Annotated in this window: 19 protein-coding genes and 1 tRNA gene; 11 read left to right on the top strand and 9 right to left on the bottom strand. The window is 70.9% G+C overall.

What is annotated here, in order from left to right; genetic code table 11:
* The 3 genes from AB0H37_RS39660 to AB0H37_RS39650 form a co-directional block, all read left to right on the top strand.
* Nucleotides 1-1162: M4 family metallopeptidase (locus AB0H37_RS39660; RefSeq protein WP_360617789.1), on the top strand; the 1162-nt coding region annotated here is incomplete at its 5' end.
* Nucleotides 1163-1245: 83 nt separating this feature from the next.
* Nucleotides 1246-2754, top strand: coding sequence for a M28 family peptidase (locus AB0H37_RS39655; protein ID WP_360617788.1), 1509 nt, complete (start codon nucleotides 1246-1248; stop codon nucleotides 2752-2754).
* A gap of 750 nt (nucleotides 2755-3504) precedes the next feature.
* Entirely contained in the window at nucleotides 3505-3717 is a 213-nt protein-coding gene (locus AB0H37_RS39650) for a DUF2277 domain-containing protein (protein ID WP_329096208.1), read from the top strand.
* On the opposite strand, the gene AB0H37_RS39645 is transcribed toward AB0H37_RS39650, so the two are convergent.
* Together AB0H37_RS39645 and AB0H37_RS39640 are read right to left on the bottom strand one after the other, a co-directional pair.
* On the bottom strand, nucleotides 3714-4736 hold the full coding sequence (locus tag AB0H37_RS39645; RefSeq protein WP_179832060.1) for an aspartate-semialdehyde dehydrogenase: 1023 nt from the start codon (nucleotides 4734-4736) through the stop codon (nucleotides 3714-3716). The genes AB0H37_RS39650 and AB0H37_RS39645 overlap by 4 nt on opposite strands.
* A 97-nt stretch (nucleotides 4737-4833) precedes the next feature.
* A complete protein-coding gene (locus AB0H37_RS39640) occupies nucleotides 4834-5985 on the bottom strand; it encodes an acyl-CoA dehydrogenase family protein (RefSeq protein WP_360617786.1) in 1152 nt (383 codons plus the stop codon).
* A 127-nt stretch (nucleotides 5986-6112) separates the two neighbouring features.
* On the opposite strand from AB0H37_RS39640, the gene AB0H37_RS39635 reads away from it, so the two are divergent.
* Nucleotides 6113-6439 carry a PspC domain-containing protein gene (locus AB0H37_RS39635; protein ID WP_360617785.1) on the top strand — a complete coding sequence of 109 codons (327 nt, stop codon included), beginning with the start codon at nucleotides 6113-6115 and terminating at the stop codon, nucleotides 6437-6439.
* Here AB0H37_RS39635 and AB0H37_RS39630 read toward each other — a convergent pair.
* Together AB0H37_RS39630 and AB0H37_RS39625 are read right to left on the bottom strand one after the other, a co-directional pair.
* Complete coding sequence (locus AB0H37_RS39630) at nucleotides 6436-7764, bottom strand: MFS transporter (RefSeq protein ID WP_360617783.1); 1329 nt, start codon at nucleotides 7762-7764, stop codon at nucleotides 6436-6438. The genes AB0H37_RS39635 and AB0H37_RS39630 overlap by 4 nt on opposite strands.
* Before the next feature lie 95 nt (nucleotides 7765-7859).
* The gene (locus AB0H37_RS39625) at nucleotides 7860-8201 is read right to left on the bottom strand and encodes a metallopeptidase family protein (protein ID WP_360617782.1); all 342 of its coding nucleotides are present in this window, start codon (nucleotides 8199-8201) and stop codon (nucleotides 7860-7862) included.
* A 32-nt stretch (nucleotides 8202-8233) separates the two neighbouring features.
* Here AB0H37_RS39625 and AB0H37_RS39620 point away from each other — a divergent pair, with 32 nt between their 5' ends.
* Together AB0H37_RS39620 and AB0H37_RS39615 are read left to right on the top strand one after the other, a co-directional pair.
* Nucleotides 8234-9874, top strand: a complete 1641-nt coding sequence (locus AB0H37_RS39620) for a metallophosphoesterase (RefSeq protein WP_360617780.1) — start codon at nucleotides 8234-8236, stop codon at nucleotides 9872-9874.
* Between the two features lie 71 nt (nucleotides 9875-9945).
* Nucleotides 9946-10021, top strand: a tRNA-Glu gene (locus tag AB0H37_RS39615).
* A gap of 187 nt (nucleotides 10022-10208) precedes the next feature.
* Here the strand turns inward: AB0H37_RS39615 and AB0H37_RS39610 are convergent.
* The 5 genes from AB0H37_RS39610 to AB0H37_RS39590 all read right to left on the bottom strand — a co-directional run bounded on the left by AB0H37_RS39610 (nucleotide 10209) and on the right by AB0H37_RS39590 (nucleotide 15413).
* Complete coding sequence (locus AB0H37_RS39610) at nucleotides 10209-11339, bottom strand: cytochrome P450 (protein ID WP_329096220.1); 1131 nt, start codon at nucleotides 11337-11339, stop codon at nucleotides 10209-10211.
* A gap of 279 nt (nucleotides 11340-11618) precedes the next feature.
* Nucleotides 11619-12233, bottom strand: a complete 615-nt coding sequence (locus tag AB0H37_RS39605; protein ID WP_179832055.1) for an ATP/GTP-binding protein — start codon at nucleotides 12231-12233, stop codon at nucleotides 11619-11621.
* Complete coding sequence (locus tag AB0H37_RS39600; RefSeq protein WP_179832054.1) at nucleotides 12214-12582, bottom strand: DUF742 domain-containing protein; 369 nt, start codon at nucleotides 12580-12582, stop codon at nucleotides 12214-12216. Before AB0H37_RS39600 ends, AB0H37_RS39605 begins: the two co-directional genes overlap by 20 nt.
* A gap of 6 nt (nucleotides 12583-12588) precedes the next feature.
* Nucleotides 12589-13005 carry a roadblock/LC7 domain-containing protein gene (locus AB0H37_RS39595; protein WP_360617778.1) on the bottom strand — a complete coding sequence of 139 codons (417 nt, stop codon included), beginning with the start codon at nucleotides 13003-13005 and terminating at the stop codon, nucleotides 12589-12591.
* Entirely contained in the window at nucleotides 13002-15413 is a 2412-nt protein-coding gene (locus AB0H37_RS39590) for a nitrate- and nitrite sensing domain-containing protein (RefSeq protein WP_360617777.1), read from the bottom strand. The genes AB0H37_RS39595 and AB0H37_RS39590 overlap by 4 nt, the downstream gene beginning before the upstream one ends.
* Nucleotides 15414-15642: 229 nt before the next feature.
* Here AB0H37_RS39590 and AB0H37_RS39585 point away from each other — a divergent pair, with 229 nt between their 5' ends.
* The 5 genes from AB0H37_RS39585 (at nucleotide 15643) to AB0H37_RS39565 (ending at nucleotide 22498) form a co-directional block, all read left to right on the top strand.
* The gene (locus tag AB0H37_RS39585) at nucleotides 15643-16056 is read left to right on the top strand and encodes a roadblock/LC7 domain-containing protein (RefSeq protein ID WP_229810243.1); all 414 of its coding nucleotides are present in this window, start codon (nucleotides 15643-15645) and stop codon (nucleotides 16054-16056) included.
* A 465-nt stretch (nucleotides 16057-16521) separates the two neighbouring features.
* Complete coding sequence (locus tag AB0H37_RS39580; protein WP_360617776.1) at nucleotides 16522-17592, top strand: hypothetical protein; 1071 nt, start codon at nucleotides 16522-16524, stop codon at nucleotides 17590-17592.
* Nucleotides 17593-17901: 309 nt separating this feature from the next.
* A complete protein-coding gene (locus AB0H37_RS39575; protein WP_360617774.1) occupies nucleotides 17902-19413 on the top strand; it encodes an RtcB family protein in 1512 nt (503 codons plus the stop codon).
* 207 nt (nucleotides 19414-19620) lie between these two features.
* Nucleotides 19621-20292 (top strand): hypothetical protein, encoded by a 672-nt coding sequence (locus tag AB0H37_RS39570; protein ID WP_360617772.1) that lies wholly within the window; start codon nucleotides 19621-19623, stop codon nucleotides 20290-20292.
* 232 nt (nucleotides 20293-20524) lie between these two features.
* Entirely contained in the window at nucleotides 20525-22498 is a 1974-nt protein-coding gene (locus AB0H37_RS39565; RefSeq protein WP_360617771.1) for a serine/threonine-protein kinase, read from the top strand.
* Nucleotides 22499-22824 lie beyond the last annotated feature (326 nt).

Below are 22824 nucleotides of genomic sequence, written 5' to 3'. Positions count from 1 at the left end.
GGCGGCCGGCCCGCAGAACCACTGGTTCTACCTGCTGGCCGAGGGCTCGAACCCGACCAACGGCAACCCGACCAGCCCGACCTGCAACAGCTCCACCGTCACCGGCATCGGCATCCAGAAGGCCGGCCAGATCTTCATGGGCGGCCTCAGCCGCAAGGTGACGAGCTGGAGCCACGCCCGCGCCCGCGTCGAGACGATCAACGCGGCGCTGCAGCTGTTCCCCGGCTCGGCCACCGAGTGCAACGCGGTGAAGGCGGCGTGGAGCGCGATCAGCGTCCCCGCGCAGAGCGGCGAGGCGTCCTGCGGCACCCAGCAGAACGACTTCACGGTCACGCTGAGCCCCGGCTCGGGCAGCGCCCAGGCCGGCGGGACGGCGACCGCCACGGTCGGCACCCAGACCACCGGCGGCAGCGCCCAGCAGGTCTCGCTGTCGGCGACGAGCAGCCCGTCCGGCCCCACGGCGACGTTCTCCCCGGCCACGGTCACCTCGGGCCAGTCGTCCACGATGACCGTCACCGTCCCGGCCGGGACCGCTGACGGCACCTACAGGCTGACCGTCCTCGCCGACGGCGCGTCCGTCGACCGCACGGCCACCTACACGCTGACCGTCGGGCAGGGCCAGCCCGGCACCGTCTACTCCGACGACCTCGAGTCCGGGACGGGCTGGACGACCAACCCGAACGGCACCGACACCGCCACCGCGGGCCGCTGGGAGCGCGGCACCCCGCAGCCGACCAGCTACTCCGGCACCAACCTGCAGCTCGCCGCCGCGAGCGGCAGCGGCGCCCTCGTGACGGGCGCGGCCGCCGGAACCGACGCGGGCACCTACGACCTCGACGGCGGCGTCAGCAGCGTCCAGTCCCCGGCGATCAGCCTGCCGAGCGGCACCCTGTCGCTGAAGTTCTCCTGGAACTTCGCCTACCTCAACAACAGCACGACCGAGGACTACCTGCGCGTCCGCGTCGTCGGCGCGAACGGGTCGAGCACCGTGCTGAACCAGGGCGGCGCCGCGGCCAACAAGGCCGGGGCGTGGCAGACGGCGACGTACGACCTGTCCGCCTACGCCGGCCAGTCCGTCCGCATCCTCGTCGAGGCGGCCGACAACGGCACCGGCAGCCTCGTCGAGGCCGGCATCGACAACGTCTCCATCACCAAGGCCTGACCGCCCCCCGCCCGCGGCCCGTGACGGGGCCCGCTCCCCCGTCGCGGGCCGCGCCCTACCTGGAGGAACGCATGAGATCGCGCATGATCGCGACCTTGGGCGCGGCGGCCCTTGCGGCGTCGGCCCTGCTCGCCCCGTCCGGCGCGTCGGCCGCGCCCGCCACGCTGGCCGCGCCCGACATCCCGCTCGCCAACGTCAAGGCGCACCTGTCCCAGCTGCAGAGCATCGCCACCGCCAACGGCGGCAACCGCGCCCACGGCCGCACCGGCTTCCGCGCCTCGATCGACTACGTGAAGGGCAAACTGGACGCCGCCGGCTACCAGACCAGCGTCCAGTCGTTCACCTACAACGGCGCCACCGGCTACAACCTCATCGCCGACTGGCCCGGTGGTGACACGAACAACGTCCTCATGACCGGCGCGCACCTCGACAGCGTCACCGCCGGCCCCGGCATCAACGACAACGGCTCCGGCTCCGCCGCGAACCTGGAGATCGCTCTCACCATCGCCCGCGAGAAGTACGCGCCCAAGCGGCACCTGCGGTTCGGCTGGTGGGGCGCCGAGGAGCTCGGCCTCGTCGGCTCGACCAACTACGTCAACAACCTCGCCTCCACCGAGCGGTCGAAGATCAAGGGCTATCTGAACTTCGACATGGTCGGCTCCCCCAACCCGGGCTACTTCGCCTACGACGGAGACGGCTCCAGCGGCAGCGGCGGCCCCGCCGGGTCCGCCGAGATCGAGCAGACGCTGCGCGCCCACTTCCAAACGATCAACGTGCCCGTCCAGGACACCGCGTTCGACGGCCGCTCCGACTACGGGCCGTTCATCCGGTACGGGATCGCCGCCGGCGGCCTGTTCACCGGCGCCGAGGGACGCAAGACGACCCAGCAGGCGCAGCTGTGGGGCGGCCAGGCAGGCGTCGCGTTCGACCGCTGCTACCACTCGTCCTGCGACACCACGTCCAACATCGACGACACCGCACTCGACCGCAACTCCGACGCCATCGCGCACGCCGTCTGGACGCTCGGCGGCGACGGGGGCACCACGGAACCGCCCGGCGACACCGTCTTCACCGACGACCTCGAATCGGGCACCGGCTGGACGACCAACCCGAACGGCACCGACACCGCCACCGCGGGCCGCTGGGAGCGCGGCACCCCGCAGCCGACCAGCTACTCCGGCACCAACCTGCAGCTCGCCGCCGCGAGCGGCAGCGGCGCCCTCGTGACGGGCGCGGCCGCCGGAACCGACGCCGGGACCAACGACCTGGACGGCGGCGCCACCACCGTCCAGTCGCCCGCGATCGCGCTGCCGGCCGGCTCGAAGACCCTGTCGTTCTCCTGGTACCTCGCCCATCTGAACAACAGCTCCACCGACGACTACCTGCGAGTGCGGGTCGTCGGGCCGAACGGCTCCACGACCGTCCTCGACCAGACCGGCGCGGCCTCCAACCGTGCCGGCTCCTGGCAGACGCAGACCGCGGACGTCTCCGCCTACGCCGGCCAGACCGTCCGCATCGTCGCCGAAGCCGCCGACGCCGGTACCGGCAGCCTCGTCGAGACCGGCCTGGACAACCTCAAGATCACCAAGTAGCCGCAGGCAGGGGGCCGGTTTCAGAGTTTTCCACGGCCCCGTTCACACCATTGAAAATCCAGTGGCGGATGGATTCGTTGACACCCGGCCACCCGCCGCGATCCACTCGAAAGAGCCCGACCCCCACCCCCAAGGGCCGTTCACCGGCGACCGCACGGGACGAATCTCGGCCCGGCCCGTGCACCGCAAGAAGAGACGGGGCCCGCCCCCCGCCCAACGCCCCCTCTGGCTGTGCCAGAGGGGGCGTTTCTTGTTTATTGCAGTGCCCTCCTCCTTCGGGCCTGGCGGCCCTCCATCGTCGGGCACTGCGGGCGATCGCTGGCATCGCTCCGGCTCGCCTTGCGGCTCGCTTCGCGATCAGATTCTTGCTTCGCTCGAATCTGCCTTCGGACGCGATCGCGATGGTGAGGTTGTTGCGGGGTTGCGCTGTGGGCTGAGGTTGTTGCCATGGCGGGTGCTGATTGAGCCTGCGCGATCAGGTCTTGCTTCGCTCGAATCTGCCTTCGGACGCGATCGCGACCATTCCGGTTGTCGCGGGGTTGCGCAGCGGGCTGAGGTTGTTGCCATGGCGGGTGCTGATTGAGCCTGCGCGATCAGGTCCTGCTTCGCTCGAATCTGCCTTCGGACGCGATCGCGACCATTCCGGTTGTCGCGGATTGCTGTGGTGGCTGGGGTTGCTGTGTCCGGGGGTGCCGATGGGACGTCGCGCGCTCGGTGCGATCTGTCGGTGGGGGCGGGCACACTGAAGACATGTGCCGCAGTATCAAAACGCTTCGACCGCCTTACTCCGACGACGTCACCGATGAGGACGTGCGGGCGGCGGCGCTCCAGTATGTGCGGAAGATCTCCGGCTTCCGGGCGCCCGCCTCGCACAACGCGGAGGCGTTCGACCGGGCCGTGGAGGAGATCGCGCGGAGCACCGCCGCCCTTCTCGATTCGCTGCAGGTGCGGGGGCGCCGTTAGCTCTCGGCGGCGACCAGCTCGGCGATCTGGACGGTGTTGAGCGCCGCGCCCTTGCGGAGGTTGTCGCCGGAGCAGAACAGGGCGAGGCCGTTCTCGACGGTCTCGTCGCGGCGGATGCGGCCCACGTAGGTCGGGTCCTGGCCGGCGGCCTGGAGCGGCGTCGGGACGTCCGAGAGGACGACGCCGGGCGCGCCCGCCAGCAGCTCGCTCGCGCGCTCGGGGCTGAGCGGACGCTCGAACCGGGCGTTGACCTGCAGGGAGTGACCGGTGAAGACCGGGACGCGCACGCAGGTGCCCGACACCTTCAGGTCCGGGAGCTCCAGGATCTTGCGGCTCTCGTTGCGGAGCTTCTGCTCCTCGTCGGTCTCGGCGAGACCGTCGTCGACGATCGAGCCCGCCATGGGGAGCACGTTGAACGCGATCGGGCGCACGTAGACCGACGGCTCGGGGAAGTCCACGGCCGTCCCGGAGTGGGTCAGCCGGTCGGCCGTCTGGACGGTCTTGGCCGCCTGGTCGTGCAGCTCGGCGACGCCGGCGAGGCCGCTGCCGGAGACGGCCTGGTAGGTGGAGACGACGAGGGCGGTCAGCCCGGCCTCCGCGTGCAGGGGGCGCAGCACCGGCATCGCGGCCATCGTGGTGCAGTTCGGGTTGGCGATGATGCCCTTGGGGCGCTGCGTCGCGGCGTGCGGGTTGACCTCCGCGACGACCAGCGGGACCTCCGGGTCCATCCGCCAGCCCGAGGAGTTGTCGATCACGACGGCGCCGGCGGCGGCCACCTTCGGGGCCAGTTCCCTGGACGTGGTCTTGCCCGCGGAGAACAGCACGATGTCGAGGCCGCTGTAGTCGGCGGCCGTCGCGTCCTCGACGGTGATCTCGGTGCCGTTCCACGGGAGCCTGCGGCCCGCGGAGCGCGCCGAGGCGAAGAGCCGCAGCTCGTCGACCGGAAATCCTCGTTCGGCCAGGATCTCGAGCATCTTGGCCCCGACCTGTCCGGTGGCCCCGACGATGCCGACTCTCATGCCGCTCCCTCATGTAGATCGTCCGACCGGGCGAGTCTGCCCAGCTCGGATGCAGGACGTCCAGTGAATAACCCTACGCGGAGGGTTCAAGCAACGCTTAACGGAAGGCGTCCAGCCCGGTGACGGCCTTCCCCAGGGTCAGCAGGTGAACCTCCTGTGTGCCCTCGTAGGTCAGGACGCTCTCCAGGTTGTTCATGTGCCGGATGACCGGGTATTCGAGCGTGATCCCGTTGGCGCCGAGGACGGTCCGGGCCTCGCGGGCGACGTCCAGCGCGGCGCGGACGTTCGCGAGCTTGCCGAACGAGACCTGCTGCGGGGTCACGTTCCCCTCGTCCTTGAGCCGCCCGATGTGCAGGGCGACGAGGCCCGCCTGCCCGAGGGCGACCTCCATCCAGGCGAGCTTCTCCTGCGTGAGCTGGAACGACCCGATCGGCTTGCCGAACTGCTCGCGGGTCTTGGCGTAGTCGACGGCCGCCTCGTAGCAGGACCGCCCGGCCCCGACGGCGCCCCACAGGATCCCGTACCGGGCCTCCGAGAGGCAGCCGAGCGGGCCCTTCAGGCCCTTCACGCCGGGCAGCATCGCCGACTCGGGCAGCCGCACACCGTCCAGCACCAGCTCGGAGGTGACCGACGCCCGCAGCGACAGCTTCCGGTGGATGTCGCTCGTCGTGAACCCCGGGGTGCCCCCGGGGACGAGGAAGCCGCGGATCCCGTCGTCGGTGCGCGCCCACACCACCGCGACGTCGGCGATCGACCCGTTGGTGATCCACATCTTGGCGCCGTCCAGCACCCAGTCGGCGCCGTCCCGCGTGGCGCGGGTGAGCAGGTCGCCGGGGTCGGAGCCGCGGTCGGGCTCGGTCAGCCCGAAGCAGCCGATCGCCTCCCCGGCGGCCATCCTCGGCAGCCACGCGTTCTTCTGGTCCTCCGACCCGTACTTGTGGATCGCCGCCATCGCCAGCGAGCCCTGGACGGACACGAAGCTGCGCAGCCCCGAGTCGGCCGCCTCCAGCTCCCGGCACGCCACCCCGTAGGCGACGGCGCTCGTCCCGGCGCAGCCGTAGCCCTCCAGGTGCATGCCGAGCAGGCCCAGCTTGCCGAGTTCGGGCGCCAGCTCGCGCGCGGGGAACGTCCCGTCCTCGAACCAGGTCGCCAGGTGGGGCGTCACCTTCTCCGCCACGAAGGCGCGCACGGTGTCGCGGACCATCCGCTCCTCGCCGGTGAGGCGGTCGTCTACGCGCAGCACGTCCATGCGGGGTCTCCTCCGTCCGGGGCCGTCCGCGACGAGGGTACGTCGGAGGCCCGACCCTGACCGGGCAGGGGTCCAATCAGGGATGAATCAGGGCGAATCCGGATGTCAGAGTTACCTTCCGCTGGGCATGATCGAGGGCATGGACATGGACAAGACCACGGGCAGGCAACTCCGCCGCACGCACGAGGGACGCATGATCGCCGGCGTGTGCTCCGGCGCCGGCCGGTTCCTCGGCGTCGACCCCAACCTCATCCGGCTCGGCCTGGGCATCTTCACGATCTTCGGCGGCGCCGGCATCGCGCTCTACGCGATCGCGTGGCTGCTCATCCCCGAGGAGGGCGCGCACAAGTCGGTCGCCGAGGACCTGTTCAAGAAGGCGAGCGACTCGCCGACCGTCCAGGACGCGGTGCAGAAGACGAAGGACGCGGTCAACAAGAACCGCACCCACGCCTAGGACGCCGGGATGCCGGACAGTTCGTCGCCGCCCCCGGCGGAGGGGGTGACGATGACGGGCTCGGCGTGCTCGCGCGTCCCGGCGATGACGCCGCCGCGGACCTGGTTCCAGCCCAGGGTCAGTATCGCGGCGGCCGACAGGCCGAGGACGCCGGCGAGCGCCACCACCGTCTCCGGCCCGAGCACCTGGGCCGCGGCGCCGCCGACGAGGATGCCGACGCCCTGCCCGGCGAGGATGCCGGACTGGGCGAGCCCGAACGCCTGCCCGCGTCCCGCCGCGGGCACCGCCCCCACGAACGCGGTGTTGGCGGCGAGCTGGTAGGCGCCGCCGACACCCGACAGCGCCCACAGCGCGACGACGCACCACAACGGCGGATGCGCGCCCGCGCCGATCAGCGGCAGGCACGCCAGCATCGACATCCACCCCATCACGTGAAGCCGCTTCGCCGGACGGACGAACCGGCTGAACAGCAGCGAGCCCACCACCATCCCCGCCGGCATCGCCGCCAGCAGCAGCCCGGCCGTCACCGCGCCGCCCCCGAACGTCGCCGCGTAGGGGACGGCCAGGCCCTCGGGGATCACGTAGAACGCGCACAGCCACGCGAACAGGACCAGCGACCGCAGCACCGGATCGCCGAACACGAGCCGCACGCCGTCGCGCGTCCCGCGCCACAGCCCGAGCGACTGGGGCTCCCTGCGCCGCTGCGCGGGCCGCCGCCGGAGCCCGCCGATCAGGACGACGGCGGACGCGCCGAACGTCAGCGCGTCCAGGCCGAGCGCCTCGTACGTGCCGACGACGGCGACGGCCGCGCCGCCCACGAGGAAGCCCAGCACCTGCGTGATCTGCTGGGTGACGCTCGCGATCGCCGACCCCGCCACATATCGGTCGCCTTCGAGTACGTCCGGCATGACGGCGGCGCGGGCCGCGGAGAAGGGCGTCCCCAGGAGCACCGTCAGGAACACGAGCCCCGCGAGCCCCGCGACCGGCATCGGCACGAGCGCCATCACCGCCACCAGCCCGGCCCGCAGGACGTCGCAGACGACCATGACCGTCCGGCGCGGGAACAGGTCGGCCAGCCCGGACAGCACGGGCCCGCCCACGATCGGCGGGATGTAGGTCAGCGCGTACATCAGGGCCGTGAGCAGCGTCGAACGCGTGTGGTCGTAGACCAGGACGGCGAGCGCGACCTGCGCGAGCTGGTCGCCGACGAACGACAGGGCCTGCGCGAGCCAGAGGGCGCGGAACTCACCCACCGCGAACACCTCGCGGTAGGTCGCCTGCTCATCCGGCGGACGACGATGCCGGCCGGTCTGCCTTCCCGCCACGCACGCTCCAGTTCAGCCCGCCCGGTGCCGGGCGCCCTCCCCTATTAACTCACGCTGCGTGGCAGTCGCGTGACCTACAGTGCGCATTTCCCGGATCAATATCCGAGTTCGTGCAGCCGCTCGTCGTCGATCCCGAAGTGGTGCGCGATCTCGTGTACGACTGTTATCCGGACTTCTTCCACCACGTCCTCCGCGGTGTCGCATATCCGGAGGATCTCGTGGCGGTAGATCGAAATGTGATCGGGCAGGACGGCCCCGTACCAGTCGCCCCGCTCGGTGAGGGGGACGCCCTGGTACAGGCCGAGAAGGCCGCGCTCCGGCGCATCGTCCTCGACGACGATGACGACATTGCGCATGTGCGCGGTCAGCTCGGGCGGCACACTGTCGAGGGCCTCCGCCACGAGGTCCTCGAACGCCTCTCGCGACAACTCCATCACACCGATCATTCTGCTCGACAGAAGGGGAACACGTGCCCAAGGTCCGCGCCGCGTCGACCCAGGCCTTCGCCGCCCTGCGCGCGCAGGCCGCGCGCGCCCGCGCCGCCTGCTCGCCCGTCACCCGCCGCGCCCGGCCCGTCCTCGGCAGCCGCTGGACGCGGTTCTCCCTCGTCGTCATCGTCGGGCTCGCCGGAGGCTACCTCGGCCTCCTCGCCGGCGGCAGCTACGTCACCCCCGTCGGCCCCGCCGACGTGCAGCTCACCCTCCACCCGTCCCTCCACGGGGGGACGACCCTGAAGCTGCCCCCGCTCGGCGCCCTCCAGCTCGACACCCACGGGGGCCCCGTCTCCCTGGAGGCCCGCCTCACCGACCTGCGTCCCGACCAGGCCAAGAAGCTGATCGAGGACGAGACCGAGCTCGACCGCCTCACCGACCAGATCGCCGGCCAGCTCCGGCACGGCCTGGCCGAGCTCCTCCTGCGCGCCGTCCTGATCGGCCTGGCCACGAGCTTCGTCGCGTCCCTCGCCCTCTTCCGCTCCTGGCGGCGCGCCCTGCTCGGCCTCGGCTCCGCCGCCGCCGGCCTCGTCGCCGTCACCCTCATCACCTGGGGGACGTTCAATCCCCAGTCCATCGCCGAGCCCCGCTACACCGGCCTGCTCGCCAACGCCCCCCAGGTCGTCGGCGACGCACGCAGCATCGTCGAGCGCTTCTCCGCCTACCGCGCCCAGCTCGCCCGGCTCGTCGGCAACATCTCCGAGCTGTACGCCACCACCTCCACCCTCCCCACCTACGAGCCCGACCCCTCCACCATCCGCGTCCTGCACGTCTCCGACATCCACCTCAACCCCGCCGCCTGGAACGTGATCAAGTCCGTCAGCACGCAGTTCAAGGTCGACGTCATCGTCGACAGCGGCGACCTGATGGACCACGGCAGCAAGCCCGAGGACAAGTTCGCCGACGAGATCTCCGGCCTGAAGGTCCCCTACGTCTACGTCCGCGGCAACCACGACTCCAAGGAGACCCAGAAGGCCGTCGAGCGGGAGAAGAACGCCATCGTCCTGGACGGCGCGACCCGCGAGGTCGCGGGCCTGCGCATCTACGGCCTCGGCGATCCCCGCTTCACCCCCGACAAGAGCACCCGCGACGACTACGTCGGCGCCGACCAGCTCCGCGCCGAGGGCCTCCGCCACGCCGACGAACTCCGCAAGTCGGGCAAACTCCCCGACCTCGTCCTCACCCACGACCCCACCGAGGGCGAGGGATTCTCCGGCGCCGCCCCCATGGTCCTCGCCGGCCACACCCACGCCCGCTCGACCAAGCTCCTGCCCACCGGCACCCGCCTCTTCGTCCAGGGCTCCACCGGCGGCGCGGGCCTCCGCGGCCTCGAACACGAGGAGCCCACCCCCATCGAGCTGTCCGTCCTCTATTTCAGCCGCGCCAGCCACCGCCTCCAGGGCTGGGACGACCTCCGCCTCGGCGGCCTCGGCCTCACCTCCGCCCAGATCGAACGCCACCTCGAACCCGCCCCGGACCGCGCCGTCACGCCCCAGCCCCCGGCCGCGTCCCCACCCGCGTCCCCGACGTCCCCGTTCCCCTCGGAGTTCCCGTCCGACTGGCCGTCCCGCACCCCGTCCCCCACCACCACCCCGTCCCGCACCCCCTCTCCGGGGTAACCGATTGCACGCCGCCCCGCCACGTCCTCTAGACTTGGCGAGTCAAGTGGCGCCCATCTCCGCCACCACGGGCCCCCTTCGTCTAGCGGCCTAGGACGCCGCCCTTTCAAGGCGGTAGCGCCGGTTCGAATCCGGTAGGGGGTACCACCACCGATAGGTGCAGGTCTCGCACCACTTTTCACCCGCCCCGCGTATGGGGGCGGCGGTCATCCACCGGCGGCCGCGTCGGTCTCCATCGTCCTGTGGCACGCCGGCGAGCTCTTGACGGCCCGGTCGAGCCTGCCCGCCGACGGGTCGGCCCGGCGGCCGGGGCCGCCGGGCCGAGGGGGATCCGTCAGGCCTTCGGAGTGCCGAGGGCGACGGGGAGGGAGAGCGGGCCGACGGTGAAGAAGGACGGGGAGTAGGGGATGTCGCCGGGGTCGATGCCGAGGCTGAGGTCGGGGAACCGCCGGTACAGCGTGGCGAGTGCCAGCCGGCCCTCCAGGCGGGCCAGCGAGGCGCCGATGCAGTACCGGGGGCCGTGGCCGAAGCCGAGGCGCGCGTTCTGCTCCCGGGTGATGTCGAACCGGTCCGCGCTCGCGCCGTGCTCAGCCGGGTCGATGCCGCTCGCCTGGTAGACGACGCCGACCGCCTGGCCCTTGGGGATGTGCACTCCGGCGACGGTCACATCCTGCGCCGTGAAGCGGAAGCTGGTCATCATGACCGAATGGCGGTAGCGAAGGGTCTCCTCGACCACGTCGTCCCACCGGTCCTCGGCCTTGGCCAGTTCGAACTGGTCGGGGTTCTGGGCGAGCGCCACGATGGCATGGCCGAGCAGATGGACGGTGGTCTCGTGACCGGCGACGAGCATCAGCCACAGCACGCCGACCAGTTCCTCGGTGGTGAGCCTGTCGCCCTCGTCACTGGCCTGCACCAGGCCGGAGGTGAGGTCGTCGCCGGGGTTCCGCCGCTTGCGTTCCACCAGGTCGTGCAAGTAGGCCTGAAGAGCGTTCTGGGTCGCGAAGGCCTCCTCCGGCGGCGTCGTGTGCGCCAGCAGGGTGGCGGTCCAGTTCCGCATCCGGGACCGGTCATCGGCGGGGACGCCGAACAGCTCGCAGATCACCCACATCGGGAGCGCCTCGGTGAAGGCGGGAACCAGGTCGACGCCGTCGCCGGCGGCCGCCACGTCGTCGAGCAGGGTGTCCACGATCTGCTGGACGCGCGGCTCCAGCGCCTGGACCCGCGCGGGCGTGAACGCCTTTCCGACCAGGCCGCGCAGGCGCCTGTGGTCGGCGCCGTCCTTCGTGGACAGGTGACCCCCCTGGACGATGGCGCGCAGCGGCCAGTCCTCAGGGATCGTTCCGTCGTGCAGGGCGGGCCAGTGTTCGGGATCCCGCAGGAAGGTCTTGTTGTCTCCGGCGAGGATCTCCTTTACCGCGTCGTGGGTCAGTGCCAGGTACGCGGCGACGCCACCGGGGAATTCCACCTCGACGACAGGGGCGATTTCTCGTAGCCGGACGCAGGTGTCGAGTGGGGCTTCGTCTGCGGCGGGGAAGGAGGGCAGGAGGGGTGACATTCGATCCAATCCGGGGGTGTGGGAGCGGGATGGGACTTACGAGGGTTGTCCTGTTTCGCGGCACGGCGCCGAAGCGCGCGGACGAGGCCCGTCACGCAGCCGTGGACGCGCCGCGGGCCGTCGCTCGCGTCCCGCGGCGCGGGGCCGCGGTCCTGACGCCGCCGCGCGGGCACCGGGCGGCGGGCGCGCTCAGCGCTGGGACACGGTCCTGGCGAGGACGTGCTGGACCATGGTGATCAGCACCAGCTTGGCCGACTCCCGGCTTCGCACGTCGCACAGCACCAGCGGCACGTCCTCGTCCAGGTCCAGCGCGATCCGCACGTCCTCGGGGTCCTTGCGCTCGGCGCCCTCGAAGCAGTTCACCGCGACCATGAAGGGGGTGCGGCGGTCCTCGAAGTAGTCGACGGCGCCGAAGCAGTCGGCGAGGCGGCGCACGTCGGCGAGCACCACCGCGCCGACGGCGCCCAGCACCAGTTCGTCCCACATGAACCAGAACCGCTGCTGGCCCGGCGTCCCGAACAGGTACAGCACCAGGTCGTCGGGGAGCGTGATCCGGCCGAAGTCCATGGCCACGGTGGTACTGGTCTTGCCGTCGACGCCCGTGGTGTTGTCGACGCCCACGCTCCGGTCGGTGAGGATCTCCTCGGTGCGCAGCGGGCGGATCTCGCTGATCGACCCCACCATGGTCGTCTTGCCGACCCCGAACCCGCCGGCGATGAGGATCTTCGCGGCGGTCAGCTGACCGCCGCCGGTGCCGGCAGCGCCCGGCTCGTGGACGGCGGTGTCAGAGTGCACGTAGTCCATTCAGCAACTTCCTTAGTACGAGCTCGTCCGGGACGTCGCCGGTGGGAGTCGGTTTCAGCACCCTGAGCACATTCTCGTCGCGCAGGTCGTCGATCAGGACCCGCACGACGCCGACGGGCAGGTTGACCTCGGACGCCAGGTCGGCGAAGGTGATCGGCCGCTGGCAGATCGCCAGCAGCCTGCGGTGCTCGGGGTCGAGCCGCGCCCGCCGGGAGACCGGCACGCCGGTCGCCTCCAGCACGGAGATCAGGTCGAGGCTGTCGTTGCGGAGCCGCGTCCGGCCCCGCGTGACCGTGTAGGGGCGGACGACGGGTCCCGCGTCCGCGTCGAGCCATCGGTCACTGCTCACCCGGTCTCACCTAACGCTCGACCCCGACAGCCGGGGAATGACCGGCGGCCGCTCGGCGAGTCCCTCGGCGAGTTCGGTCATCGCGTACACGACCGCACCCGCGTCCGCGTCCGGGGAGCTCAGCACGGCGAGGCACGCCTGCTCCCCGGCCGACACCATGAACACCAGCATCGAGTCCATCTCGATGACGCTCTGCATCAACTCACCGCCGTCGAACCGCCGGCACGCGCCGCGGGCGAGCCCCTGCACGCCCGCCACGAGTGCCGCCAGATGCTCGGAGTCCTCCCGGCCGAGGCCGGAGGAGCAGGCCACGACCAGCCCGTCTCTGGACAGCAGGACCGCACCGCCCACCAGCGCCGCGCCGCCGACCAGGCGGTCGAGGAGCCGGCGCACGTCCTCGGAGGTGATCGCGGGTTCCATCATCGCTCACCCTCGTCGTTCCGTCCGCCGGGCGGGGCCGGCGGCGGCTCGGCCCGCCCGCGCCGCCATCCGCTCTGCATCGAGGCCATGACCGAGCGGGCCCGCTCCGGCGAGCGCGCGTCCTGCCCGGAGGGCTTCTTCTCCTCCTGGGCGGGCGACGCGGCGTCGAGCAGCTGCGGGGCCAGGTTCGCGCGGCGCACGCGACGCGGCATTCCCGCATGGGTGTTCGCGGTCGTGGGCGCCGTCTGCGCGGGCTGCTCGGCGGACGCTGGCGCGGCCGTGCCGGGCGGCTCGGGCGGCGGCGGCATGCCGAACGGGTCCTGGTCACCGCGGGTCTCGGTTCTGCCGACGCGGTGTCGTCCAACGGAGTCCATCGCATACTCCTGGGTGTCGCGGCCGATGTTGTCCCGAGGGTCGGAAGCCGCCGGCGGCACGGTCCCGTCCGGAACGGTACCGGCCGGGGCGGTCGCAGGTACACCCGCCTGACGGGTGTCGGTGTCGTCCGCGCGGCCGGCCCGGTCCGCCGACACGACGAGCGAGCGCGGCAGGAGCACGATGGTCTTGAGGCCGCCGTAGGAGTTCGGCTCCAGCGCCACCTTGATCCCGTGCCGGTGCGCGAGGGTCCCGACGACGAACAGCCCGAGCTGGTCGCCGTTGGTCAGATCGAACTCCGGCTCGCGGCCGAGCTGCTCGTTGACGGCCGCCAGCTTGTCCGGGCTCATCCCCAGGCCGCGGTCCTGGATCTCCACCACGAACCCCTGGCCCACCAGCCCGGCGTCGATCTCGACCGGCGTGTTCGGCGGCGACAGGACGGTCGAGTTCTCGATCAGCTCGGCCAGCAGGTGGATGATGTCGGCGACGGCGGAGCCGATGATGGCCTCCTCCGCCGTGCTGACCACCTCGACGCGGGCGTAGTCCTCGATCTCGCCGATGGCGCCGCGCAGCACGTCCAGGATGCCGACCGGGTGGCGCCAGCCGCGACCGGGCGCGGCGCCGGACAGGATGATCAGACCCTCGGCGTGCCGCCGCATGCGGGTGGTGAGGTGGTCGATGGCGAACAGGTCGGCCAGCGCGTCCGGGTCGGAGGCCTTGCGCTCCAGCGTGTCCAGCATCGCCAGCTGGCGGTGCAGCAGCGACTGGTTGCGCCGCGCCAGGTTCTGGAACACCTGGTTGACCGCGGCGCGCAGCTCGGCCTGGCCGACGGCGGCCTGAACGGCGGTGCGCTGCACGGACGAGAACGCCGCCGCGACGTTGAACACCTCGGCCGTCCTGCCGACCTCCAGCGGCGGGGCCTCCGCCGCCACGTCGACCTCGTGCCCGCGGCTCAGCCGACGCACGACGTCGGGCAGCCGCTCCTCGGCCAGGGCGCGCGCGGTGCGCTGCAGGCCCAGCAGGTCGCGGCTGATGCGGCGGCCGAAGCGGAGCATGAGCAGCGCCGTCAGGACGATCGCGACCAGGCCGACGGCGCCGATGACGGCGAGGCGCAGCAGGGTCTCGTCAGAGGTCTTCTTGGCGTCCTCGGCGCCCAGCGCGCGCGACTTCCCGAGCGCACCGTCCACCGCGCCGATGGACGCCCCCGCGGCGTCCTTCCACATGGCCGGGCTGACCTGCAGCCTTGCTCCGGGAGGGGTCGCCAGGATGCCGTCCTCCACCGCGGTGAAGGACGTCACGGCGGGGGACGACAGCGCCTGCCGGAAGGGAGCGGCGGTGGCCCGCTTGAGCTGGGAGAGGCTCGAAGTCTCCAGGAACCGCCGCTCGTACACGAGCTTGCTGATCGCGGCGTGCTCGCCGGCGGTCATCCGGCCGCCGTCGCTGAGCACGCCGCCCACCAGCGCCACCTCGCGCCCGAGCAGCTCGATGGCGCGCGACATGTTGGCCAGGTGGTACGACTGCTGGAGGCCGTCGCCGGCGACCAGCACGTTGATGTACTGGAAGTGCGCTTCGAGGACGTCGTTGTAGGCGTTGAACGCCTCCAGCCTCGTCATCGCGCGGGAGTCGACCTGGCTCCGGAGAACCTTGATCCGGTTGAGCTTCCCCATCAGCACCGAGAGCCGCTGCTTCATCGGGCCGGTCAGGGTGGCCTGGAACTCGTCCGAGCGCACGGCCTTGTTCATCTGCACGATCGTGCCGTCCATCTTCGTGCGGACGGCGTCCATCGACGTGCGCGGCAGGAGGGTGTTGCGGCTCAGCCAGACGACCGACTCCTGCCGTTCCTGGGCCAGGGTCACCAGCAACGGCTGCGCGGCGCCGCCGTAGATCTCGTTGGTGGTGTCGAGGTTGCGCTGGTTGATGGCTTCGGACGCGGTGCTCTGCGCCGCGAAGGCCCACAGCGTGACCAGGGAGATCATCGGGATGATGATCAGGCCGGAGAGCGAGAACCGGATCGAGCGCCTGCGGCGCGAGCCCTTCACCGGGCGGACCGGCCGAGGTCGGCGCGGATGTGGCTGATGAGCTCGGTCATGGGTGGTGTCGTCTCCCAGACTTGGTGATGCACCGGACAGCCGAATCTCGTGTCACCGTAGCCACCGACTTGATCATTTGTCCGAGATTCTGTGGATCTTGCCGACCGTTCGGTGGAATCATGTGCCGACGTTCGGTGACCCCTGACGGTCAACGATGTCTCGGAAGAGGGGAACTCACGTGACGCCGCTGCGGGACGAATCGACCGACCGGCTGGACTGGCTGATCGACGGGCTCGTCAAACGCGTGCCGCAGGTGACCAGGGCGGTGGTGCAGTCGGCGGACGGGCTCCTCATGGGGGCGTCCGCCGGCCTGAGCCGGGAGGACGCGGAGTACCTGTCCGCGCTGGCCGCCGGCCTGCAGAGCCTGGCGCAGGGCGCGCGGAGCCAGTTCGACGCGGGGGAGGTGCATCAGACGATCATCGAGATGCGCAACGCGTTCCTCTTCGTCACCGCGGCGGGCGAGGGCGCCTCGCTGACCGTGCTCAGCGACGCCAGCGCCGACCCGGCGCAGATCAGCTACGAGATGACCCTCCTCGTCGGCCGAGTCGGCGACCACCTCGCCTCCCGCCCCCGAAACCACACCGGCGCCTGAACCCGGTCGCGCCGCCCAGCACGAGGGGGCGGCCAGAGCTCGGCCATCCGTACACCGGCGTTCCCCACGCCCGTGTTCCAGATGCCGCCGACCATGCCCGGCGCCGTCCCGGCGACGATGGCGTCGAAGACCGGGGACCCGGCCTCGCGGACCTCACCGGCGACCCCGCGGCCCTACTCGACTCGGGTGTTCCATTCCGACCCCGCACCGCCGCCCGCACTCAGCCGCCCGGCAGTGAATCCCGGATTCGGGAAAGGGGCGGATAGCGGGTGCGGAGATCTCGGCCCTATCCGGCTGCCCACCCGAACTGCAACCGGACGAGCGGCCGCAGCACCGGCTCCCCGGTGAATATGGTGCTCATTTTCGCGACCGCCGTTCTGGTAAGATTGCGGTGCAACATATAACTGAAAAGCCTCCCGGCTCTTCAGTCGTTCCGCGGAAGCGGGCGCGAAAAGGGCCGGGGACATGTTCCGGGATCCCTTTGCGCGCCCCAACAAACAAGGGGTTCCCGTGAAAAGGAAAAGTTGGCGCCCGCGAGAGTTCCTCGCAGGCGCCCGCAGGCATCTGGAGACGCTGTCAAGCGATCTCCGTGCGGCGGACAAAAAAGTGCTCATGATGGTCACGGCCGCGAATGCGGCGGGCCTCGCCAACGGCTACATCCTGGTGCTCGTGGGCGTGACCAAAAACGTGGGGCCGATCACGACGTCTTGCGTCGCGGTGCTCTTCGGAACGCCGGTCTTCTGGTTCTTCTTCAGGCCGACGCTGCGAAGTCGCTGGGACGTATGGATGCCGTCCATCCTCCTGGGCCTCGCCATGGGGGCGAACAATCTGGCCTACCAGTACGTTCTGAGGTGGGTTCAGTTGCAGCTCCTGCAGCCGCTCTCGTTCTTGTTCAGCGCCATCTTCATGGTCGGCCCCGATGCCGTGCGGGACGTCAGGAACGGGAGATATTCGACCGTCATGTGGCCGGTCCTGGGAGTGCTCGGCATCTGGGCCCTGGCGACCGACACGGTCGGCGGCGCCGGCGGAGGGGTCTTCACCGATGCGATCCCGCACGTCCATGTCCTGGGCCTGCCCGTTCCGATGTGGGCGCTGGGCCTGGGAAGCCTGATCATCACTGCGGCCAGCTACGCCTTCCACAACAGGAAGATGGAGGAGTACAAGGAAGCCGGCGGGAAGATCAACACTCTCGCCGGCATTCCCGCCCTCGCCATCCTCGGAGTGGGCGCGTGGGCACTTGAGGGCGGCTGGTCGGGCATGACCGGTGGGGGCTGGCCGTATCTGCTGATCTGCGCGGGCAGCGGATTCTTCCTCGCGCTGTTCAGCGGAGTCGTCATGGTGAAGGCCTACGGCAGGGGCCTTCGCGCGTCGACGACGGCGATGCTCCTACCGCTGCGGACCCTCCTTGGGACCTTCCTGGGGATGGTCGTGGCGCAAACGGCCCCCGGCCCCCTGGGGTGGGTGGCGATCGGCCTGATCCTCGTCGCCTCCTGCGGGGCGGCGGTGATCCAGAGTCGGCAGGCCGACTCTGCATGACCCGGCGGCGGGGAGGCTCACCCTCCCCGCCGTTCGCATGCCGCCGTTCGCATGCCGCCGTTCGCGTGCCGCCGTTCGCGTGCCGCCCGGCGCGGCCCTGGAGGAGCCGGCCCGCGCCGGTCGATCCCGGGATGCGGGCGTGGACATATTCGGTTGGCCGGACTGCCTACCCCGGCTAATGTTCGTCGCACCTCGCGGCTGCTGAACCTCGGGGCTTCCATCGCCTACGAGCGATGTCCCGTGCGTCCGCTCTGGACGATCACGTGTGTGAACCATGCCCGAAATCCAGCAGCCACCAAGGAAGAGCTCATGACCGCACCCCGACAGGACCCGCGCCTCGTCCGTACCGACGACGACTGGCTCCAACTCCCCAACCGGTGGGACGTCCCGGTCGACATCTGCGCCGGCGTCGACGTGCCGATAGAGCCCAGCGCGGTCGAGGAGATCCTCACCGTGCTCGAGACCGCCGACACCCTGGCGCGGCTCGCCGACGCGACCGGACATCGGCAGGCGAGCATCGACCGTGTCGCGCTCACCCCGGACCTGCACAAAGGCGCCGGGATCCCGATCGGCACCGTGCTGCGGACCAGCGGTGCGCTGATCCCGCAGGCGGTCGGCAACGACATCAACTGCGGCATGCGGTTGGAGACGACCTCGCTCACCGTCGACCAGGTTCGCCCCCGGCTGGACGCGCTGGAAGGGCGGCTGCGGCACCTGTTCTTCGAGGGCGGCCGGCGGATCGCCCTGTCGGGGGTCCAGCGCGAGGCCCTGCTGCGCGACGGGCTGCCCGGCCTGCTCGGGGTCCCGCGGGATTCCGCGAACGGCATCTGGTCGCAGCACCGGCCCGAGGACGGGCGGCCGGGCCGGATCCACGGCGAGCGGTACCCGACCACGACCGCCGAGTCGTTCCGCGACTGGATCGACAGTGCGGGCGGCACCAGCTACGACAGCATCATCGGCGGCGTCGGCGGCGGCAACCACTTCGCCGAGTTGCAGTACGTCGCGTCGGTCCACGACCGTCAGGCCGCCTACGCCTGGGGGTTCGAGCTCGGCCAGGTCGTGCTGATGGTGCACAGCGGCTCGCTGTCGCTGGGGCACCAGGCGAACTCCGACGGCCTGGAGCTGGCCAGGAAGGCGTGGCCCGCCTCCGTCCCGATGCCGGACAACAAGATCCTTCCGATCCTTTCCGGTGAGCGGAACGAGGCGGCGCTGCGGCGCTATCTCGACGCGTTCGGCAATGCCGCGAACTTCGCGGTCGGCAACCGGTTCTTCCTCTCGCTCATGCTGCGCCAGGGACTCGCCGCGGAGTGCGGCGACCTCACCGGCGATCTGGTCTACGACGCCCCGCACAACCTGCTGTGGCGGCACGACGACGGGTCGGTGGTGCACCGCAAGGGCGCGACGCCCGCGGGCGGGTACGCCGACATGGCGGGTGGACCGTACGCGATGTGGGGCGAGCCGGTCATCGTGCCCGGGTCGATGGGGGCGGCCAGCTACGTGCTGCGGGGGCACGGCAATCCGCGGACGCTGGCGAGCGCGTGCCACGGCGCCGGCCGCCGCGTTCCGCGCGGGGCCGCGTCCCGGGCCGGCGACGCCGAACTCGACGCATTCCTCGCCGAGTTCCGCGTGGTCACGCCCCTCGACCACCGCGATCCCGCGGTCACCCGCCGCGCGGACGTCATGGCCGCCTGGCGGCGCGACCTCAAGCAGGAGGCGCCATGGGTGTACAAGGACATCGGCCCCGTCGTGTCCAGCCTCGGACGGGCCGGCGTCGCGGACCCGGTCGTCGAGCTGCGGCCGCTGCTGACCGTCAAGGGATGACCCGCCGGCGGGTCCGGCATCCGAACGGCGAATGTCGGACTCGCCCCTTCACGCCGGTGGCCTCATGGTCGCTCTGGAGGCCGTCCCTGCGGCTGTCCCACGCCTGGAGCCGGATGGCCCCGTCAGTACGCTGACCTCTGCCAGACCGCCGACCGCCGCCGCAGCGGTGAGACCTCAAGCCGACAGGCACCCGCGAGGAGCCGACGCATGCACTCTGCCCCGAATGAGGGGACTCGCCCCGACGTCGCGCGGGAGCGGTTGCGGCACGTCTACTGGATCGGCGGCGGCAGCGGCGCCGGCAAGTCCACCATCGCCCGGCGCATCGCCGACGGGCACGGGATGCACCTGTACGACACCGACGCGGTCATGCCCGACCACGCCCGGCGCATGCCCGCGGAAGAGGCTCCCTACCTGCGCGACTTCGCGGCCATGGACATGGACGAGCGGTGGGTGGCCAGAAGCCCGCGCGAGATGCTCGACACCTTCCACTGGTACCGGGGCGAGGGGTTCGCCCTGATCGTGGAGGATCTGCTCGCTCTCCCCGCCGACCGTCCGGTGCTGGCCGAGGGGTTCCGGTTGCTGCCCGGGCTCGTCCGGCCCCTGCTCACCGAGATGGACCACGCCGTGTGGCTGCTGCCCACTCCCGGGTTCCGCCGGACGGTGTTCGACGGCCGGGGTGGCCCGGCGTGGGGGTTCGTCGCCAAGACGGGCAATCCGCACCACGCACTGCAGAATCTGCTCCAGCGCGACGCCATGTTCACCGACCGGCTGACCGAGCAGACCCGGGACCTGGACCTGAACGGGCTCAAGGTGGACCTCACCGTCACCGAGGAAGACCTTGCACGGCGAGTCTCCGCGGCGTTCAACCTTCGGAAGTAGGCGGTCACCACGCGGCCGCCCCGGGCGACGCCGCCGTCGCGGCGATAACGAGCGTGCGCTTCTGCTCTCCTCGAAGGTGACGGTCGTGGCCGAAAGCCGCCCCTCACCGGTCACCCTGGACGGAATGGTGATTTCTGGAATGATTCATTCTGAGTGCACGGAACATCACTCACCGCAGTAGTGGTCGACCCTACGACGTGGGAGACGGCGAGAGGGCGGGAACGGGACCGTGATGCCGCGACCGGAGCTGGTGCTGAACCGGCGATATCAGCTCGTGAAGGTGCTCGGTCAGGGTGGCATGGGGCAGGTCTGGTCGGCCCGCGATCTGGAACTGGGGCGGCAGGTGGCGATCAAAGTCGTCGCCGAGGGCGTGCCCGCGGACGCGGCGCCGGAGCTGATCGCCCGGCTGCGGCGCGAGGCCAGGACCGCGGGGAGGCTCCAGCATCCGGGGATCACCGCCGTCCACGACATCGGCAGTCATGACGGGGCGCCGTATGTGGTGATGGAACTGCTCGACGGGCGGAGTCTCCGGGAACTCCTGGACGACAGCCCCCAGGGCCTGCCCGTCGACCAGGTCGTGGAGCTCGCGATCAAGGTGGCCGACGCACTGGCGTACGCGCACGCCCAGGGACTGGTGCATCGCGACATCAAGCCGGCCAACCTGATGGCGCTGACCGGGGGCGGCGTGAAGATCTGCGATTTCGGGATCGCGCGGTTTCCCGACACGACGACCCTCACCGGCTGGGGTGTCCCTGGGACCCGGGCGTTCATGGCACCCGAGCAGTCCCCGGGCGTGGTCGACGCCCGTGCCGACATGTACTCGCTGGGCCGCACTCTCCAGGTGCTGCTGACGGGCGGGCCGGCATCCACCGCATCACCGGACGACGTATCCCGCGGACTCGCGGCCCGACCCGACATCCCACCGCGACTGAGGCATCTGCTGCTGCGGCTGCTCGCCTCCGATCCGGCCGCAAGGCCCGACGCCGCCACGCTCCGCGACCGGCTCGCCGCGCTTCGCGACGACCGGGACGGTCCCGTCGGCGTTCGGTCGCTTCCGGCTCGTGTGCGGGAGACCGTCTCGGACGGACACCCCGGCGACGCCTCCCCGCGGCCGAGGCCGAATACCCGCACGACGGCGAGAAGGCAGCCACCTGACCCGGACCTTTTCACGTGGCCCGAAGTCCGCGAACCGCGGGCGTGGCTCGCGCCGACCGCGATGGCGTCCGCTCTCGCATGGTTCCTGATCACCGCCGGCCAGGTCTGGTACCAGTCGCCGGCGGATCGGATCGTGTTCCCCCTGTTCCTCATCATCGTCGGCACGTATTCGCTGGGCGCGATGACGATCTCCGAGTGGGATTACCCGGACCAGCGGACTTCCCCCGGGAAGGAGGACGAACTGCCGGACAGGCCAGGCCTCTTCGGAGGGCTGCTGATCGGGTTCGCCCTGCTCGTGGCCATGGTGTTCTACGGCGTTCGAGTGGTGATCGGTGCCGGTGGCGATCGCTGGCTGATGCTGGTCTGGACCCTGGCCGGCCTGGTCTCGTTCGTCACCGCCTTCAGCACCAGGTGGATCCACTCCTACGAATCCGGGATGCGGTCCTTGATGCTGCGCAGCCTGGCGCGGTGCCGGGCGATCGCCGAGACCATGGCGAGCACGATCTGGTTCGGCGAGCCCTACGAAGACCCCCGGCTGCCGGACCTGCGAGATCTGCTGTTCGAACTTCCGGCCGCTCGCTTCTTTCGCCTGGAGAAGGGCCCCTTTCCCGTCGCCGTCGTGTGCGGGCCCAAAGTGCTGCTGGTCTCCACGACGACGTGGACCTCAGGGGTGTACCGGGATGTCGGTTACAAAGAACTGCTGCGAGACGGGCGGTCCTTCTCCTCGGGCGTGCGGGAGATCGAGCAACTCGGCAGAGCCCGGAGCGACTGGGTCTACCAGGTCAACAAAGGGCACCGGGGCTACGCCCCGTCGTATTCCGACGTCGAGGCCGTGCTCGTCGTCGGGCGGCCTGCCGACGACGCGGGTGAGGTGGTGCTGGGCGACGGCCCTTCCCTGTCCGTCTCGTTGATCAGATGCACGACGCCGGCCGGTTTCACCGAGGTCGTCCGCTCGCACTTCCGGAGGGCCGACCGCATCGATCTGCCGACGGTGGCGAGGATCCTCGACCACTACGACCGGACACAGAGCCCAGGCCAGGACGCCCGGTGATCGGATCCTGGCCTTGCGCCGCCCGCCGGCTCGCCCACGACAAGGGGTGTGACGATGGATGCTGCCCGCGTAGCAGCGGCGGCCCTTGTCATGGGCCTGCTGTCCACGCGTGCCTTCCGCACCTACCGGAAGCAGGCCTGAAGCAACCGGTCCGGCCGTGGGAGGGCACGGCGAGCGTGCCGGGCATGGCGAGGCGTCCAGGATGACCTTGCGGCGCGGCCCTCTCGGTCTCGGCCGCCGCGGAGGTCTGGGTACTCGTATGGGGGTTTCTACCCTCTTCATCCTGGACGCCCGGGAGCATGCTGGTGGGAACGCGGGATCTCACC

Source organism: Actinomadura sp. NPDC023710 (assembly GCF_040639875.1).
GTDB classification, from domain to species: domain Bacteria; phylum Actinomycetota; class Actinomycetes; order Streptosporangiales; family Streptosporangiaceae; genus Spirillospora; species Spirillospora citrea.
Note: the sequence above shows the minus strand (reverse complement) of the source record. Positions and strands in the feature narration are given on the sequence as shown.